At 34.0% G+C, this 18,388-nt stretch carries 20 protein-coding genes, 1 tRNA gene and 1 pseudogene; 7 read left to right on the top strand and 15 right to left on the bottom strand.

Annotation, left to right across the window (positions count from 1 at the left end; translation table 11 throughout):
- Positions 1–32: 32 nt before the first annotated feature.
- From ASC72_RS15320 to ASC72_RS15270, 12 genes are all read right to left on the bottom strand, one after another.
- Entirely contained in the window at positions 33–1,253 is a 1,221-nt protein-coding gene (locus tag ASC72_RS15320) for a sterol desaturase family protein (RefSeq protein ID WP_056192412.1), read from the bottom strand.
- A gap of 118 nt (positions 1,254–1,371) precedes the next feature.
- Positions 1,372–2,658, bottom strand: coding sequence for a Glu/Leu/Phe/Val dehydrogenase (locus tag ASC72_RS15315; protein WP_241775716.1), 1,287 nt, complete (start codon positions 2,656–2,658; stop codon positions 1,372–1,374).
- A 464-nt stretch (positions 2,659–3,122) separates the two neighbouring features.
- Positions 3,123–3,977, bottom strand: a complete 855-nt coding sequence (locus ASC72_RS15310) for a DMT family transporter (RefSeq protein WP_056192409.1) — start codon at positions 3,975–3,977, stop codon at positions 3,123–3,125.
- A 44-nt stretch (positions 3,978–4,021) separates the two neighbouring features.
- On the bottom strand, positions 4,022–4,402 hold the full coding sequence (locus ASC72_RS15305) for a hypothetical protein (protein ID WP_082564352.1): 381 nt from the start codon (positions 4,400–4,402) through the stop codon (positions 4,022–4,024).
- 41 nt (positions 4,403–4,443) lie between these two features.
- A complete protein-coding gene (locus tag ASC72_RS15300) occupies positions 4,444–5,037 on the bottom strand; it encodes a 2OG-Fe(II) oxygenase family protein (RefSeq protein ID WP_056192403.1) in 594 nt (197 codons plus the stop codon).
- 98 nt (positions 5,038–5,135) lie between these two features.
- On the bottom strand, positions 5,136–5,894 hold the full coding sequence (locus ASC72_RS15295) for a hypothetical protein (protein ID WP_056192400.1): 759 nt from the start codon (positions 5,892–5,894) through the stop codon (positions 5,136–5,138).
- Positions 5,895–5,903: 9 nt separating this feature from the next.
- On the bottom strand, positions 5,904–7,367 hold the full coding sequence (locus ASC72_RS15290) for a sigma 54-interacting transcriptional regulator (protein ID WP_056192397.1): 1,464 nt from the start codon (positions 7,365–7,367) through the stop codon (positions 5,904–5,906).
- Positions 7,368–7,488: 121 nt separating this feature from the next.
- Positions 7,489–8,607 carry a VWA domain-containing protein gene (locus ASC72_RS15285; protein WP_056192394.1) on the bottom strand — a complete coding sequence of 373 codons (1,119 nt, stop codon included), beginning with the start codon at positions 8,605–8,607 and terminating at the stop codon, positions 7,489–7,491.
- A 106-nt stretch (positions 8,608–8,713) separates the two neighbouring features.
- Positions 8,714–9,094: a YchJ family protein gene (locus tag ASC72_RS15280; RefSeq protein WP_056192391.1), complete on the bottom strand. Its 381-nt coding sequence runs from the start codon at positions 9,092–9,094 to the stop codon at positions 8,714–8,716.
- Complete coding sequence (locus tag ASC72_RS15275) at positions 9,084–9,311, bottom strand: hypothetical protein (protein WP_056192389.1); 228 nt, start codon at positions 9,309–9,311, stop codon at positions 9,084–9,086. Before ASC72_RS15275 ends, ASC72_RS15280 begins: the two co-directional genes overlap by 11 nt.
- 126 nt (positions 9,312–9,437) lie before the next feature.
- Positions 9,438–9,584 (bottom strand): hypothetical protein, encoded by a 147-nt coding sequence (locus ASC72_RS24275; RefSeq protein WP_089069566.1) that lies wholly within the window; start codon positions 9,582–9,584, stop codon positions 9,438–9,440.
- Entirely contained in the window at positions 9,584–10,123 is a 540-nt protein-coding gene (locus tag ASC72_RS15270) for a hypothetical protein (protein WP_056192386.1), read from the bottom strand. Before ASC72_RS15270 ends, ASC72_RS24275 begins: the two co-directional genes overlap by 1 nt.
- An 86-nt stretch (positions 10,124–10,209) precedes the next feature.
- Between ASC72_RS15270 and ASC72_RS15265 the strand changes: the two genes are divergently transcribed.
- The 7 genes and pseudogenes from ASC72_RS15265 (at position 10,210) to ASC72_RS15240 (ending at position 14,288) form a co-directional block, all read left to right on the top strand.
- The gene (locus tag ASC72_RS15265) at positions 10,210–10,461 is read left to right on the top strand and encodes a hypothetical protein (RefSeq protein WP_056192384.1); all 252 of its coding nucleotides are present in this window, start codon (positions 10,210–10,212) and stop codon (positions 10,459–10,461) included.
- A gap of 314 nt (positions 10,462–10,775) precedes the next feature.
- Positions 10,776–11,216 (top strand): KTSC domain-containing protein, encoded by a 441-nt coding sequence (locus ASC72_RS15260; RefSeq protein WP_056192381.1) that lies wholly within the window; start codon positions 10,776–10,778, stop codon positions 11,214–11,216.
- Between the two features lie 259 nt (positions 11,217–11,475).
- Positions 11,476–12,237, top strand: a complete 762-nt coding sequence (locus ASC72_RS15255) for a DUF4369 domain-containing protein (protein ID WP_056192378.1) — start codon at positions 11,476–11,478, stop codon at positions 12,235–12,237.
- Between the two features lie 18 nt (positions 12,238–12,255).
- A pseudogene (locus ASC72_RS24835) lies at positions 12,256–12,642 on the top strand (peroxiredoxin family protein); the annotation flags it as partial.
- A gap of 186 nt (positions 12,643–12,828) precedes the next feature.
- Positions 12,829–12,909, top strand: a tRNA-Tyr gene (locus ASC72_RS15250).
- A 403-nt stretch (positions 12,910–13,312) separates the two neighbouring features.
- Positions 13,313–13,555, top strand: coding sequence for a hypothetical protein (locus ASC72_RS15245; RefSeq protein WP_056192376.1), 243 nt, complete (start codon positions 13,313–13,315; stop codon positions 13,553–13,555).
- The gene (locus ASC72_RS15240) at positions 13,542–14,288 is read left to right on the top strand and encodes a zeta toxin family protein (protein ID WP_056192373.1); all 747 of its coding nucleotides are present in this window, start codon (positions 13,542–13,544) and stop codon (positions 14,286–14,288) included. The genes ASC72_RS15245 and ASC72_RS15240 overlap by 14 nt, the downstream gene beginning before the upstream one ends.
- 155 nt (positions 14,289–14,443) lie before the next feature.
- On the opposite strand, the gene ASC72_RS15235 is transcribed toward ASC72_RS15240, so the two are convergent.
- From ASC72_RS15235 to ASC72_RS15225, 3 genes are all read right to left on the bottom strand, one after another.
- Entirely contained in the window at positions 14,444–14,746 is a 303-nt protein-coding gene (locus ASC72_RS15235; RefSeq protein WP_131725830.1) for a hypothetical protein, read from the bottom strand.
- A gap of 181 nt (positions 14,747–14,927) precedes the next feature.
- Positions 14,928–16,664, bottom strand: coding sequence for a glycoside hydrolase family 43 protein (locus ASC72_RS15230; RefSeq protein WP_056192367.1), 1,737 nt, complete (start codon positions 16,662–16,664; stop codon positions 14,928–14,930).
- A gap of 49 nt (positions 16,665–16,713) precedes the next feature.
- Positions 16,714–18,066 (bottom strand): family 43 glycosylhydrolase, encoded by a 1,353-nt coding sequence (locus ASC72_RS15225; protein WP_056192364.1) that lies wholly within the window; start codon positions 18,064–18,066, stop codon positions 16,714–16,716.
- Between the last annotated feature and the right edge of the window lie 322 nt (positions 18,067–18,388).

The raw sequence follows: 18,388 nt of genomic DNA, 5'->3' as shown, positions 1-18,388 counted from the left end.
ATAAAAATTCGTGAATTCGTGGCGGAAAACTTTTATTCAGATTCTAATTGCAATATCACATTCTGATAACGTTTACTAAGCGAAAACAACTGCTCGGCAAAAATCATAATCGCTAAGGGAACAAAGAAAAATACCGTCAAATCTTCTTCATATAAAAAGTAAGTTGTGACCATAAAAATTCTGCCATATTCCAAATAGTAAATCCATTTTCGCTGTTCTAATAATGCTCCGCAATTAATTAAAGTTATCAGAATAAAAGCTAATACAAAAACTTTATCTAAATCATTTAAATACTCAAAATAATAAGTGAAAACGGTTAAAAACAAAGTGCAAACTCCTAATTGAATATAAAGATAGTTTCTGAATCGAAGTCGTTGATGTGGGTTCTGCTTGTCTTGCAAAAAACGTTTTTCTAATGTTGGCCGAATATCCTGATCCATATGAGCGGGACTTCCAAAAACGGCTTTCCATTTGGCTTTAAATCCAAGGGAGCGTCTCCATAATTCATAAATCTCAAAATAATAATGAAAGTGCTGCCAAAGAAAACTGTAGCTTTTTAACGGATGCGTTAATCCGTATTTTGGTTTCTCTTCTTCTTGCTGGAAAGTTCCAAAAAGACGATCCCAAAAAGTGAACATATCTCCGTAATTTTTATCCAGGTATTTTTCATCAGAAGCATGATGGATACCATGAACCGAAGGCGTAACAAAAACATATTCCAGCCATTTTATTCTGCCAATAAGCTGTGTATGCGTAAAAAAGGAATATGCTCCATGAACAATGAGCATTGTATTTACCATGGTTGGATGAAACCCAACAAATGGCAAAACACACCAAAATCCCGTTCGAATAACTGCCTGAAAAGTAGTAATTCTGGCCGCAGCCGTAAAATTAAATTCTTCGCTATGATGGTGCACGATATGTGCGGCCCAGAAAAAATTGACCTCGTGACCTAATCTGTGGTACCAATACCAGACAAAATCGGTAGCGAGAATTAAGGCAAACCAAATAAAAATGTTACTTGGAATATTAAAAAGCCTGTAGTTGTCATAAATCAAATAATACAGTTGATAAAAACTGGCTGCGATAAAAAGATTAATTAATCTTTCGGCAATACCAATGCTAATGTTTGAAACAGAACTTTCGTAATTGAAAATCTCCGGTCTTTTTTTGCGTTGTGCCAGCTTATATTCCAGAAATAAAAAAAGAAAAAAAGCAGGCATTGCGAAAGCTAGAAAATTAATATGTCTCATTTTAAAGATTACTTTATAGTGATTTGATACAAAACGAAAAAAGAGGTTTTCATCAATCAAAAAATTGCACTCGCAAGTTTGTAACTGATGAAAATAATCTTAATCTTATTAGAAAAATTTAATTCTGCTTGAATTTTGGTTCTTCCAATGCTACCTCTTTTACAGCTTGTGTATCAGCCACTTTTTGTAGAGCAATAATATAGGCTGCGATTCTTGGCGTTACGTTATGTTTTAGGGCAGTTCTGAAAACAGTTTCAAAACCTTTTTCCAGAATATCTTCCAAACGTGTATTGATCTGATGAATTCTCCAGGACTCTAAAAGCGAATTCTGAAGCCATTCAAAATAAGAAACCGTTACACCACCGGCATTTGCCAGAATATCCGGAACAACCAAAACATTATTGTTGTGCAGTATTTGATCTGCATCTGAAGAAACAGGTCCGTTAGCGCCTTCCACGATGATTTTGGCTCGAATATCTTTTGCATTCTTTTGTGTAATTACATCTTCTTTAGCAGCCGGAATCAATACATCAACATCTAAGAGCAATAAGTCTTCGTGTTTAATAGCAACCGAATTCGGATATCCTTTGATGTTTTTATTGTTCAGGTTGTAATACAGGATTAACTCTGGAATATTAAGTCCGTCAGGATTATAAAAAGCTTCTGAAACATCACTAACTGCCACAATTTTTAATCCTTTTTCATATAAAAACAAGGCCGAATGCAATCCTACATTTCCGAATCCCTGAATCGCAGCGGTAGATCTTGCAGGCCTTAATTTTAATTTTTGAAGAGCCAATAAGGTAATAATACTCACTCCCCTTCCGGTTGCTTCTACTCTTCCTAAAGAACCGCCGGAATGTAAATGTTTCCCAGTTACCACGGCATGAATTGGTTTGCCGTGAAGTAATGAAAATTCATCCATGAGCCAGCCCATTTCGTCAGGGCCTGTTCCCATGTCTGGTGCCGGAACATCTTTATTCGGTCCAAAAATATCAGCTAATGCCTTGGTATATCCTCTGGTAATTTTCTCTAATTCTATCGTAGAATGTTTTCTCGGATCACAAATAATACCGCCTTTTGCTCCCCCAAAAGGAATTCCCGTTACGGCAGATTTCCAGGTCATCCAGGCTGCAAGTGCCTTAACTTCATCCAGATTTACGGCTGTATCATAACGAATTCCACCTTTTGATGGGCCTAAAGCTGTATTGTGAATCACGCGATATCCTTCAAAATTTTGCGTTTTTCCGCTGTCTAGCACAATTGAGAAATTAACGACAATTTGTTTTTCTGGACGTTGCAATTTTTCTCTGATCGATTCTTCTAAATTAAGAATATCAGCCGCTGCATTAAAACGGTCAATCATCGATTGAAAGGGGTTCTGTTTAATTATTTCTGCGCTCATAGTATATATCTTTTAAAATTTGAATATTTGATTTTGTATTTTTTTCTCATTAAAATGCCTTTTCATTCTTTACGAAAAGCATTTATTTATTCCACATGCACATTCGACAACATGGAATTTTTATCAGACAACACTGCATCATAATATTCGTATTTCTATTTGATCTCATTTTCTTTATTTTTTAATAGTTCTAAAAAAAGCCTTTCATGGTGCATGAAAGGCTAAAAAAAAAAATAACTAACAAGTGATTTTCTATTAACGCCATTTCACTGCATAGTTCAACATGCAACACAACGTGGTGCTACACATGAGCTGAATGATATATTGACTAGAGTATTTCATTGTTGGGACAAATTTATAAATATATTTCTTAAATTCTATAGAATTAGTAGAGTTTATTTTAAATAATTTTAAACTTAACATTGAAGAACCTGTAAATTAACGAATTATGCTACAGAAAAAATTTACTTAAATTGTGAAATAACGATAAGAACAATAGCAATTAAGGCTAAAAAGAGGCCTATGAAATTAATTTTGGATAATTTTTCCCTGAAAAAAAGCAAGCCAACAAGACTTCCTAAAATAATAACACCCATATTCATTCCGGCAAAAACAGTTGACGGATTATCTGAAAATGCTTTATGCGCTTTTAGGTAAAACAATATATTTCCGAAATTAAAAAGTCCGACCAAACCTCCTAAAAGAATATTTTTAGCTTCCAATTTTACCTTTTTCAAGACGGTTTCATAAACAACAACCAATAAGGAAATGGCCAAAGAAATATCAAAAACTACAAATAATGAAGTGGTATAAGGCAAAGTGGTATAAAGCGCAATTTGCTTAAAAAGAATATCAATCACACCAAAACCAAGTAAAACAATCGCTGGATAAATCCACTTGTTTGCTGTGTTTGCTGATTGCTTTTTGAGAATGAATAAAAGGGCAACAAAGCCTATTAAGAGTCCAATAACCTTATAAGAATTAAATTCTTCTTTAAAAATAAACCAGGCAGCCAATATCGGAATAAAAAGAGACAAACGCTGTGCAGCATCTGTTTTTACGATTCCCATATGTTTAATGGAAGCAATTAAAAACAGGAAAACGATTGGTAATAAAATACCAATGGCAATGTAAATATTCCACGGAGCACTTCCATCCACCTGAGCTATATCAGGTTTAAAAGTAAAATAACAAAGCAGTAAGGCAAATACGTAATTGAAAGCTACAATTTGAATGGGATTAGCATTGTATTTTCTGGTGATTTTGAATATCACACCAACAATCACACTGCAAAGTATACTTAAGATAAGGAATAACATAAGCTCAAATTTTGAATGCAAAAATAAGGTTTATCTACTTCTTATTATTCCTGCTCATTATATTTCTTGAGATGATGTCTAAATTCCGTTTGCATTAATTCAGATGAAACTCCGGAAAATTCGATTTTAAATTCATCTGAATCCATTCCTTCAATTGCTCCTCCCCAACCCTGCAATTGATTTCCATTTTGCAAAAACACTTTTAATTGAGGAATTATATAAGTAGCAATTAATTGATCCTTTGGTAAATCAGCAGTTATTTCAACATTAAACTTTTTACAGTGATTTTTAAAAAGGTCATACGGAGAGTCAATCTCCTCAAATATTATTTTTCCATGCACTACTCCCATTGGTGGGTCTGCATATTCAAATTCTGTATAACCTATTTTCACACCGTCGAGTTCTAAAATATATTTGATTCTCATTTTTTCATTTTTATAAAAAATCAAAAATAACATTTATAAATTTAATCACTTTTCAACCAACCCGTAATACTCATTCTGGTATTTTGAGTAACCAAAACTTCATGAACCAATTCATTACTTTTAAAAAAAACGGTTTTGCCCTGAGTAGGTGAAATTTTTTGATTATTATTTTCCTGATGAATCATTAATTCACCACCATCGCTTTCCTGCCAATTATTGTTGAGATAACTGATCATAGAATATTTCCGACTTGGATTATTCTTGAATTGATCTAAATGTTTCAGGTAAAAATCACCTTTTTCATATAATGAATAATGGAATTCGTAACCCGTGATTCCGGCGTAACAGCTTTCGTTTAAATAAAGAATGAAGGCCTCAATTTGAGCGAAAAAGGCATTTTCAAAAACATTATTATGCTTTTTATCCAGCCAATAAATAGAATCGCTCCTAACTGCACCATCATACGAGAGTTTCTCCGAATTCCCTATTCCGGCTTCTGACAATAAACTTCTCTGATTTAAATCAAGTAGATTTTGTTTAAGATTATCTGCCAATTCCCTGCTTAAAAAATGCTCCGAAATACCTACTTTATTTTCAATAAAACTTGCAATCAAATCTTCAAAACCATCTTCCATTTTGTTTTTGGGAAACTGCAAATACAGCCAACGGAGCAAGGTAGAAGAAATAAAACTGGTAATGGCTTTATATTCAACAAATAAAAAACAAAAATTTATTAATAGAGGTAGAAACTACTAATAAAACTTTTATTTCCTTTTTCTGCTTTATAATAATAAAATCCAATTACAAATTTAGTGTTATCAACGACTTGATTTTTTACTTGTAATTGACTATTACTTGACCATTTAGTGTTTTTTAAAATAGCAACAAGTTCTTCATCAATAGGATTATCAAATCCACTAATTTCTTTAACTTCTTTAATTTCTAAATTTGAAGCAAAAGTTATTTCATAAATACCATAACTCTTTTTAAGTTGAATTCCTTTATATTTTTCCAGCTCAAGACTTGAATTACTTATTTCACGATACTTAGTTTTATCTGTGAAATTTATTCTTTCTAATTTAAAAGTTTTTAGTATATCTAGTTCAGGATTTGGTTTTACTCCTTTTTTATTCAAATAAAAAAGTCCTGAACACATACCTACCTCATAAAAACCTTCTTGGTTTTTATGAGCATAGGCTATTAATTTTGTATTCACTGGAATAAAGATATCACAAGATGTCCCCATACCTCCATCACTTCTTCCATTAACATATATGGACTTTAGTTTAACACCTTTAAATAGTTCATTTATTTTTATATCTGCTTTATAACGATATGAATTCTTATCATTTGGATAGATTTTAATAATCGTAATATTTGCAACAAAATCAGATTCAATGTATTTTTCAGTAATGTTTTGAGATGCACAAACACATGCAAATGAACTGAATGTCAAAAAGAAAATAAGGAATGAAAGAAGATTTTTTTTCATAGTAAGAAATTATAGTTTACTAATATAACTTCCGTACATATCTTTAAACTGATGCCCTTGCGCAAAACGATCTTTGCTTAATTTTTTATATTCGACCAGAGCCCATAAAATAAATTCTTTCATGAAATAGTGGTCTTTTTTATCTAATTGAGGCTGATATTTTTTCAATAAAGTATCTAACGGCGTTACTTCATCTAAAATATTTTGATATTCTGCATCCGAAGCATCGTCTAACAATTCGAAACCGCTTTCTGCAAAAAACCATTCTATCAAATCAGAATAAGGCGTTTTTTCTCCCGGTTTTTCCAATTTTTCAATTTTCGGAAACAAATCCGGAAACAAAGTTCGAATCGCAGAACCAATTAAATTTTGTGCCACAGCAGCCGCTCCCTCCTGCTCTCCTTCATAAACCAATTCTACTTTTCCAGTAATTGCCGGGATAATTCCGATGAAATCAGACAAACGTAAAATCGTATGATCCACTCCGGCTTTCAAGGCACGACGCTCTGACGTACTGATTAAATTCTCAAAAGCCGTGATGCTCATTCTGGCACTTACACCGCTTTTATTATCTATATATTCGCTGTCTCGTGCTTCGAAACTAATTTGCTCTAAAATATCTTTAGCCAGACTTGGCACATAAACAATTTCACTTTGCGTTTCATCCAGTTTCGCTTCCTGCTCTGTAATAGTTCGTGCAATGGCAACACTCTCGGGATAATGCGTTAGGATTTGAGAACCAATTCTATCTTTAAGAGGCGTTACAATACTTCCTCTATTGGTATAATCTTCCGGATTGGCTGTAAATACAAATTGCATATCCAGCGGCATTCTCAACTTAAATCCTCTAATCTGAATATCACCTTCCTGTAAAATATTAAATAAAGCCACCTGAATTCTGGCTTGTAAATCGGGTAATTCGTTGATTACAAAAATAGAACGATTCGCTCGTGGAATCATCCCGAAGTGAATCACACGATCGTCAGCGTACGACAATTTTAGATTCGCTGCTTTTATTGGATCTACATCTCCAATTAAATCGGCCACCGTTACATCTGGCGTGGCTAATTTTTCGAAGAAACGTTCGCTTCTGTGCAACCATGAAATTGGCATTTCATCTCCTTTTTCAACAATCAAATCTTTTGCAAAACGCGAAATCGGGTTTAATGGATCGTCATTAATTTCTGAACCCGTAACAAACGGAATATATTCATCTAATAATTCGATCATTTTACGCGCCAAACGGGTTTTCGCCTGACCTCGAAGTCCCAATAAATTGATGTTATGACGAGATAAAATAGCGCGTTCCAATTCTGGAATTACCGTGTTTTCAAAACCATGAACACCTTCAAAAATGGGCGTTCCAGATTTGATTTTTTCACGAAGATTATTTCGCAATTCATCTTTAATGCTAATGCTCTTATATCCTGAAGCCTTTAATTGACCGAGTGTTTTTATATTATTTATTTCCATTTTTATGAAATATCTGTTTGTTGTTTGTTTTATTTTTTTCTTTAGAAGAAGCTAAGCATTGAGTCATTATTGTGTGTAGACGCACCGCTGTGCTCCTCTACACCGAGACTGCGACTGAAAACTACCTCACTCTCTTTTTTCTATTTGTTTCATAATCTTCAAAAATCATTTCACCCAAACCTTTCAGTCCGGTATAAAATGCTTTTCCCTGGTTGGCTTCTGTAAAATGATTCACAAAACGCTGTAAATAAGGATCGTTTGCAATCATAAAAGTCGTAATTGGAATATGTAATTTTCTGGCTTGCTGTGCCTGTGTGTAACATTTATCGACTATATACTCGTCAAGTCCGTTACTGTTCATGTAATAGGAACCGTCGCGTTCGCGCACGCAACTTGGTTTTCCGTCGGTAATCATAAAAATTTGTTTGTTGGTATTTCGCTTTCTGCGCAAAATATCCATCGCTAATTGAAGTCCGGCAACCGTATTGGTATGATAAGGACCAACTTGTAAATAAGGCAAATCCTTAATTGGAATCGTCCAGGCATCGTTTCCGAAAACCAAAATATCCAATGTATCTTTTGGATAACGTGTTGTGATTAATTCGGCCAAAGCCATAGCCACTTTTTTGGCCGGCGTGATTCGGTCTTCGCCGTACAAAATCATACTGTGGCTAATATCAATCATCAAAACCGTGCTCATTTGAGCTTTGTATTGCGTTTCCTCTACAACCAAATCATTTTCGGTCAGCATAAAACTTTCTACGCCATTGTTGATCTGTGCATTACGCAAACTTTCAGTTAACGCAATACGCTCTAAACCGTCGCCAAAATTAAACTCACGAAATTCTCCGGTATGTTCATCGCCATTTCCGGCATGTTTGGTTTTATGATTTCCATTTCCGGAGCGTTTCAAATTGCCGAAAATCTGATCCAGGGCTTGTTGTCTGATCGCTCTTTCTGTTTTAGCAGTAATTCCAAAACCAGACGTGCCATCGGGTTTTGCTTCATCTTTTATGTAACCTTTCTTTTTTAAATCTTCGATAAAATCATCGATACTGTAGTTCTCATCGGTCAGTTTATATTCCTTATCTAACTCCCGAAGCCAATCTATAGCTTCATCAAAATCGCCCGAAGTATGGGTGATAAGCTCTTTGAAAATGCCAAAAAGTTTTTCAAACGGAGACTGAAATGGGGCTTCGTACGACTTAAAATAAAAACCTTTTTTAAATTCGTTTTTCATAATTCTAAAATTACACTATTTTAGAATTACGAAAAAAGAAACGTTTATTAATTTTTAGTTAAAATATTGGGGAAAAAGCAGTTAAAACCGAGGCAAATTCTGTCAATTATTCAAACTTTCCATCAACATAATACCATGCATTATTCTCCTGTTTAAAAGTCGAAAATTCATAATGCGTTTGAGGTCTTCCATTTGAATCTAAAAAATAAGCTTTAAACTCCACTGTATTTTCGCTAAAACTTAGAACTTCTAGTTTTTGCCATTTATTGGAAGTTGCCCATTTTAGAATTTCTGTTTTTGAATAATATGGTCTTTCTGAAATATGAGTTGTTTCGAGAAGGTAATCGGCATTATGAGTGGCATACGCCGAATAGCGAGAACGCATCAATGCCAATGCAGTTGGTGCTTTTTGATTATTTTGAAGATACAATCCACAACAATTGTCAAACAACAAACCAGTATCGCAAAAACACTTTTTATTCTCCATCAACTGCCTCTTCTCCATTTATCTTAACATGCAGCTGATTCAATAAAACCTGATATCTGCTGATTTCCCTTAATTCTTCATCTTCTTCGGCATGATCCAGCATTTCGTCTAAAACATCGCTCACATCAAGCAATTTATTATTAGCTTCCCTGTCTTGTTTTGCAGCGATTAAATCAATGATTTCCTGCACACTTACTTTTAAATTTTCAAATTTCATATATATTGTTATTTTTTGTTTCAGGTTTCAGGTTTCAAGTTTGCTTTACCAATTCAGCTAAAGACTCGTATCAGGTTTCAGGTTTCCACAACTTGAAACTTGAAACAAAGAAAACTTGATACTTTTTTATTCTTGCGCTTTATCTTCGTTGAACTTTTTTATAATTTCTTTCAGCTTTTCTTTACGTGCAATTTCAGCCTGTTTTACTTTGTTTTGGGCTTTGTGCAATTTGTCGTTGTGTTTCTTGATATTTCTTTCGTTGTTGCGTCCCATTATATTTTTCTTTTAATTTCTTCTAAAGTTTTCTCGGTATAAATCAATTCCGTAATAATCGTTCTCCTCAAAACATCAATATCTTCATCAAAATGTTTTGCCCAGGAAGTTAATTGCTGCAAATTCCGAATTTGCTTAATGCGTTTTGTGGTTTCAAAACTTGTTCTCAGAATTGCTTTATTATCATAGAGCGGATTATCTTTATGCTGATAGAGTACCGTGTTTTTATCAAAATCAGCTTCAATATAATATAATTTTTCTTCGGCATTATCCGGATGAAATTCGCTCCAGGCTGCAAAACCAATTTTAGTTTTCGAAGGAGTTTCAGGTTCCATGGCAACCAAACGCCATTTACTGTTGGCTAATCTTCCCCAATGATTCGAAACCCGATACATTCCTGCCTCAGTATAATAATAGGCACTTCCCGCTTTACTTTCGAACTGTTTTTTTAAACCGGCAATTTCATCTGGAAGCACTTCATGAAAAACACAAAAGGTATTTTTAAATGAATTTGGATGTGGCTTAAAGTTTTTTTGCATATGCAAATATACTGAGATTGTCGCGAACTCCCTAAAACAAACATAAAATGCTTAACTTTGCTGCATCAATTTAAATTTTAAAAGTTATGTCTAAAGATTCACAAGAAAAAATGCCTCAAAAAGGAGTGTATACCGGTATCATCGAAAAAGATGAAAACAACAATTATTTTTGTGGGGAATATCTTTTAGATTATAAAATGGCGCATTCCAATTTTAATCTTGGAGACTGGGTTACCATTAAATCGGTAATCGAAAACCCAAGTGATATCAGTTATGATAAATATCCAAAGAAGTCTAAAAACTTCGATAAGGCCAATCATAAACCGGAAAATAAGTAAATTTTGTTTCAGGTTTTTCTTTTCATGTTCAAGTTGAAATGTGAACAAATTTAACCACAAAGAACACAAAGGTTTACGCAAAGTTCGCAAAGCTTACCATACAGCTTTGCGAACTTTTTGATTTATGAAACATTACAAAAGCAAAAAAACTTTGCGCACTTTGCGGTAAAATCAACACGCATACTTTATTTTTTTGAATATTTTTTGCTTCAAAAGTAAAAAGTTAAAAAAAAGTGTACCTTTGCAAAAAATTTGTCGTTTTGAAGTATAAAACACTCATTTCAAACTAATAGACAATACGTTACCTTTTATTTATGAAAAAAATAGTTGAATACCGCAAGTTACTAAACGTAGAAAAAACTGCTGAGTTAAAAGATTTAAAAACCATTTACCGTAATGCAATGAAAGAATCTCATCCTGATAAATTTCAAGGTGATGATGCTGGTTTGAAAGCAGCTGAAGAAAAAAGTAAAGCGATTATTGAAGCTTATCACTTTTTGGTAAGTATTAATCCTGAAACGATTAAAGCAAATTTACCTGAATATACAGAAACGATTTCAACTTGTTCAATTACTGATTATAAATTTGTTGAAGGCCGTTTAATTATCGATTTCTCTAACGGAAGTGTTTATGAATACATCAGTGTTCCTAAAGCAACTTACGTAAAAATGGTTAACGCTGACTCTCCTGGAAGATTCGCAAAAAGACACATTTTGAACTCTTTTACCTGGAGAAAGAAAACAAATCAAGAATAGTTTTTTACTATTATATACCCAAAAGCACTCTGATAATAGAGTGCTTTTTTTATGCCTAAAAATTAAGAAATCGTCGGTTTTTTATCAAAATAAAAATATATTTAATAGTTTTAAATGGAACAAAACAAACAAATCCCTTGATATTAGGGACATTAAGGTCATAAAAACTATAACAAAATTTTAGGTTACAAAATTCTTTCTGTTTTATATTTTTAGATACTTTTGTTGCACAAATCAATTAACTAATTAATATTTAATAATGAAAAAAATATTTTTTTTACTTACAGCTTCTGTAGCGATTATTTCATGCAGCAAAGTTAAAGACGGAGAGTACCTAATTACAGGAACTGCAAAAGGAATTGCGAACGGAAAAACAATCATTCTTCAAGGTCAGGACCCAACAACAAAAATGACAGTTGCCCTTGATACAGTAAAAGTTGAAAACGAAAAATTTGAAATAAAAGGAAAAGTAGCTGAACCAGCTTTCCATACATTAATTCTTCAGGATGCACAGGGACCAATTCCTTTCATCTTAGAAACAGGAGAAATCACTGTTGCAATTGATAAAGACAGTATTCACAAATCTAAAATTGCAGGTACTTACAGTAATGAAGAGTTCGTGAAGTTTCAGGATGAACTAAACAAAACTCAAAAGAGATTGGTTGATTTTCAGAAAAATAACACTCAGAAAATGCAACAAGCTCAACAAGCTCAGGATACTGCAACTATCAACGGTTTGATGAAACAATATATGGCTATCCAAACGGAAGTTCAGACAGATTCTAAAAAGAAATATCTTACTTACGCTGAAGGTCACCCAAAATCGTTCATTTCTGTATTGATCATTCAAGGTATGTTAGGTGATCCTACAACAGATATTAAAAAGGCAGAAAGTTTATATAACTCATTAGATGAGTCATTGAAAAGCACTACGCCTGGTAAAGAAATCAAAACAAAAATCGGTGCAGCAAAATTGCCTGCAGTTGGTGCGACAGCTCCTCCTGTTGGCAGCGCTAAATGAAGATCAGATTTTTCTGCTCCAAACCCTGAAGGCAAAGCAGTTTCGCTTAAGGAAAGTTTAGGAAAAGTAACTATTGTTGATTTTTGGGCTTCATGGTGTGGACCATGCAGAAAAGAGAATCCGAATGTTGTAGCTATTTACAAAGAATTACACGCTAAAGGATTAAATATAATTGGGGTTTCTTTAGATAAAGAAGCTGGCAAGTGGAAAGAAGCTATCGCAAAAGATGGTTTAACCTGGACACATGTTTCGAACCTAAAATTCTGGGACGAACCAATTGCTGCCCAATATGGAGTTCAGTCAATTCCGGCAACTTTTATTCTTGATGCATCAGGAAAAGTGGTTGCTCAGGACTTAAGAGGTCCTGAATTAAGAGCCAAAATTTTAGAGCTTTTAGCCAAATAAGTACAATATTCAGCATAAAATAAAAAAATCTCCCTAGTGGAGATTTTTTTATTTTATTCAATACCAACTAATTAAAAATTAATTCAAAAATAACTTAAAATTAAGTGCGATTTTAGTTTGTAAACATCAAAAACGTTTATATATTTGCAACCGCTTAGAACAACAAAGCGCATCAATGCTGAGATCGGGGAGATACTCAAGCGGCCAACGAGGGCAGACTGTAAATCTGCTGTGTGAACTTCGCAGGTTCGAATCCTGCTCTCCCCACTAAAAGGTAAAAGAAGTAAAAAGGTCATTTTTTCAATCTTTTCAAAAACCCATAAAAAACGTGGTAAAACCTGCAAATCCTAGGATTCGCAGGTTTTTTGCATTTAAGGCAGTTTTCAATCTTTATAAAAATGCCCAAAGTTTTTTTGCCACAAAAACTTAAGGCGTTTTAACGATATTCACCAGTAAAGTTTTGTGGTGCAATCGTGGCAAAAGGCATTTAAAGAATTAAAATCTCAGCAAAATCACGACCTTCAGAATTTGGGTTCGAAACTTTAGATCATCCAAAATAATTCACTTATTACTTCGACATAATTTCTCTGGTAATTTGAGTAGAAAAATATTTCATCTTTGTATTGTTTACGATTTTCATTATATTTGTATTACATTTACTTTCTTCCATATGAAACCATCTAAATTATTCAGAAACGATATCAGACAAACTAGATCACTTGTAGATGCTGGAATAACCAGTGCCAAAAATGCTATACGTCAATCAAAAGCTTTAGATCTGCCGGTTACCTATATTAAAAATGATGTAATTTATGTTGAAGATAAATCTGGCGTGAAACAGCAAGGTACTATTGTGCGAAAAGAGCAGCCTAAAAATTTAATTAAAGGAATGATTCTTCGTGCCAAACAATAAAAAAATACGTGTTTTTGCTGGCCCAAATGGATCTGGAAAAAGTACTCTTCAAAAAGAGCTTTCCAAAACTTACTTTTCCGAAGTTTTTGTTAATGCAGACGAAATTGAAAGAAAATTAAAAGACTTTAAGCTTATTGATTTAAATGATTATGGAATAATTGGGTCAGAAGATAGCTTAGCTGAATTTAAAGATTTGCCGGACTCAATCTCATTGATAGAAAAAGCTACTGCTGATAATCATAAAATCAACATCACCATAAATGAAAATTGCATTGTAGATTATTCAGATTCTAAGCATACTTATGAGGGGTCGTTTATTGCTTCCTATATTAGACATCTCATGGTTAAGCACAATAAATCTTTTGTATTTGAATCTGTTTTTAGTCATCCATCAAAAATTACACAACTTCAAGATGCAATATCCAAAGGATATAGAATTTATCTATATTTTGTGTGCATTGACAGTCCAGAGGTAAATGCAGCACGTGTTGAAGATCGCGTTAATAAAAATGGACATGATGTGGAATACACAAAAGTAGTCCAGCGTTATTACAGGACGCTTGAATATTTGCACCAAGTATTACCTTTATGCTACCGGGCTTATCTATTTGATAATTCAGGAACTAAACAAGAATTAATTGCTGAATTATATCATAACGATATGGAAATTAAATCCGAGAACTTTCCTAACTGGTTTTTGGATTATGTACTGCCATATTACACAGCAGAATAATTATTCTTTATATCGATTTGAAAATATAAAACTCTCACCAGTGTTGAGAGAAATTCACTCTAAAGCAACTAAAATCTAAATGCCGACTTTAAAATTGTACTGTGTTTGTCAAATTTAAATTCTAATTGAAAACTGAAAAAGTCCTAATCTAGCGATTAGCGGTGGTTTTTATTATAATCAATACTATTTACAATTTCAATTAATGCTTTTTCTATTTTATCTATACTCTTTTCTGCACTGAGTGCAATTCTTATAAAATTTTCTCCTTTTTGTAGATTGTCCACTAAAAAGTCCCTACCATTAGGAACAATTATATTATTTTCCAAGAGGTAATTAACAAGAATATCACTTTCTAATCTTTCAGGTAATTTTATCCAAATATGAAAACTTGTCTTAAATGTTTGAAAAGATAAGTTCCTTATGATAGGCGTAAGTCTCTCTTGAAGTTCAATTGCCATATGTTGCTTTTGTAAAATTATATCGTTCAAAATGTTGTTTTGCAAAATATAGGCAGCCGTTCCTCATAGGTCACTAAAAAAGACGTTAATTCAAAGAATTAACGTCTTTTTATGCCTTATTGGTTCTTATTTAACCAGCTTAATTGAAGTAATGCTATTAAATATTGAACACGTTTTTTGCTTATTGAGGCTGAGCATCATTTGCAGCTGTAGCATACAATCCTACCAAAGCTCCGGTGAATCCGCCTGCCACATTAGTGGATAAAATATCTCCTGAAACTGCTCCCCCCAGATTTTCAAAATCAGCGCCGTTAACAGCATAACTAAACTCATAACTGTCACCGTTTGCTTTTACCTGAAGGCGTACGGGTTTTTTCATGTCAACTTTTTTGCTCGCAATAATTTTTGAGGTACCTTTTTCTGTTCTTTCTAACAAAACATAGGTGTCGTTTCCTTTTTTGGTGATACCAAATACATAATTGAATTTTTCATTTTGCAGACAAACAATTCCCGCCAAATCTTTTTGGGAAGCTGGTTTGTAATCAATAGTTGCAGCAAAAGAAAATGTGTTATGCTGTTGTCTGTAAAAAAGTGTCGAGGTTGGCTTTAATTCTTTAATACATACTGCAAATGGGTTAATCTGCAATCCTTTTTTGGTAACCGCAGCAAAATTTTCGCGAGGTCCTCTAAGGCCAATCCATCTGTAATCTAACTTATCTGAAGTGAAATTTTCTTCGAAAGTGAAATTGCCATTAGGAAAAAATCCATTCGTCCCGGTTTTGTTCTCCGTTACGCCCATTGGCATTTTTAATTTGGGCTCCATTGGCACTAATCCATTTTCAAACACAGGAAAAGTACCCGACCAGTCTACAGGCAGCATAAACGTTTCGCGGCCTATATTGACCCTGTCTTTATCATTAGGACGCACTCCTAAAAACACACCATAATACTTATTATCCGGTCCCAGTACCAAATCAGCATGTCCGGCCCAATCTACTTTGTTTGGTCTGTCTTTTGGAAAATGTCTTTGAGTCAAAATCGGATTATTTGATGAAGGTTTGAAAGGCCCTTTTGGGCTATCGCTAATAAAAACTACTTCACTATGGTTCCCTCCTGTACCGCCCTCGGCACACATTAAATAATAATGTCCGTCTTTTTTGTATAAATGCGGTGCTTCGATCCATATTGGTTTTTTGGAAAGATCCACTCCACCATCAACAATAATTTTATCTGTTCCCGGAATTACCTTATCAGTGGCAACATCATATTCCCATACTTTAATTACACGATGTCCATTGTATAATTCTTTTCCTTTATCGGGAGCATCATTGTGAACAATATATCCTTTTCCGTTATCATCAAAGAAAACACTGGGATCGATCCCGCCAAAATCAAGTTTTATAGGACTACCCCAGCCTTTCTTAGGGTCTTTTGTTTTTACTATAATGTTTCCGAGTCCACCTGAAAAGGCTGTTACAATCATATAGAAAGTATCGTTATGCGGATTATACGTTATCCCTGGAGCGTAAACTCCCTGACTAATACCGGTATCATGAGGATTAAATTCGTTTACATTGTTTAAAACCCCTCCTAAATCGGTCCAGTTCACTAAGTCCTTTGAATGAAAAATGGGCACTCCGGGAAACATCGCAAAGGAAGAACAAACCATATAATAATCATCTCCTTTTCTGGTAATGGCCGGATCAGGGTAGCATCCCTGCAAAACCGGGCTATAAAATTCCCCTGCTTTTAATGGATTTTTTTTATAAATTTCATCATCGCCACTGTAAATAACATTTGAGAATACGGGTGGATTGTTTGCTGCTTTTTCTTTTGGCTTGTCTTTGTCTCCTATTGCTGCAAAGGATAGCAAACCTAACATTAGAGAGGATAAAAATAGTAGTTGTCTCTTTTTCATTTTTGGGTATTTATTATTATTTATTGATATGATTTTGGTTTTGATTTATTTATTGAAATAAAATCCAATCCACTTCCATTAGACTATCACTTTTAGCAATAACCTGCAGATTCTGAATTCCGGATTCCAATTTTAATAGCGGTGCTTTTATTTCATCCCATTTGCCACCTTCAGGGATGCTAATTTCAGCTATAACCTTTTTATCGGTTCCTTTGGTACAAACTTGCAAGATCCCTCCTTTCTCTGACCAGGCTTTTATAGTTATTGTTTTTAATTTGTTTTTGCTAAAATCTACCTTATAGTATTGTATCCAGGAATTTGATTTAGTGAAGGTTGTTTTCCAACCCTTAAAAGTATTTAAGCTGTCTAAAAAAGATACTGAAACTCCCTTATCACTTATTTCTGAATACCTGTCTATCTGAATTTGATCTGTTGCTTTTGTAATTCCAACACCTCTTAGTGTTGGAATAACTTTTTGAATCCTCCCGTCCGCATTAAAATTCAAAAAGTCTGCTCTAATAGACCGTGCCTTATCAAACTGAGGTGAAAAGTCATTATGGTGATAAAACAAATACCACTGATTTTTGAACTTCAAAATAGAATGATGGTTTGTCCAGCAGCCTGTTGGCGATTCATCCATGATTACACCCGTTACTTTAAAGGGTCCCATAGGATTATCAGCCGTGGCGTATTCTAAGCGTTCAATCTTTTTTTCAACATGAGGATAGGTCAAATAATAAATTCCATTTCTTTCAAACATGTACGGGCCTTCTTTTAGGCCTTTCCCAGGAAGATTTTCGATTATTTTCACCTCTGAATCTAATTCGGTCATGTTTGGTTTTAATTTAGCAACAAAAATATTTCCTCCGCACCAGTACAAATAAGCCTGTCGGTCTTTGTCAATAAAGACATTAGGATCGATTCCGCTAACACCCTTTATGGGATTGGGTTCCGTTTTATAAGGCCCTTCGGGTTTATCAGCAATAGCCACACCTATTGTAAAACCTTTTTTATAAGTAATGGTGTCTTTTGGAATGCTTGGAAAATAAAAATAATACTTGCCATTTCTTTGGATGCAGTCCGGAGCCCACATACTGTAGCTATCGGGCTTTACCCATTCCACCTTATTTTGCTGTACAATAAGTCCGTGATCTGTCCAGTCTGTCAGGTTAGCTGAAGAAAATACGTGATAATCTTCCATACAAAACCAGTCTTTGCGTCCTTTACCTTCTGTGGCTATTATATCGTGTGAAGGAAATACATACACTCTCTCACCAAATACCCGCGCGGAAGGATCAGCTGTAAACTGATCTCTGATTAATGGGTTTTGAGCAATAGACTGAATGCCAATTAAAAAAAACAGTATTGTTTCTTTTTTTAATATTTTAATAAAATTCCTCATTTATTTATGATTTAAGTAAACTCTAAGTTGACACTCAATAAACGACTATATAGTAGTATTGAGCAAATAGTAATTATCATTGGCAAATGCTCTGTTTTCCCCATAAAAAACTACGCTATACCTCTTGCCCAATAAGGCATATCATAATGCCGCCTATATGACAAAAAAAATGCCCGGACTAACTCGGGCATTAGTTGCGCTTTGAGAACCTAAGTTACTCAAATACACCTGTATACTCATTTTTTACCTGCAAAAGATTGTCCTGTTGACAGTCCTTAAAACCAGAAGAAATAAACTAACTAAGAGTATGAAAAAGCTTAAA

The sequence above is a fragment of the Flavobacterium sp. Root420 genome, from assembly GCF_001427905.1.
In the GTDB taxonomy this organism is placed as follows: Bacteria; Bacteroidota; Bacteroidia; order Flavobacteriales; family Flavobacteriaceae; genus Flavobacterium.
The sequence above is the reverse complement of the archived record's forward strand: the minus strand, read 5'-3'. Positions and strand labels throughout refer to the sequence as shown.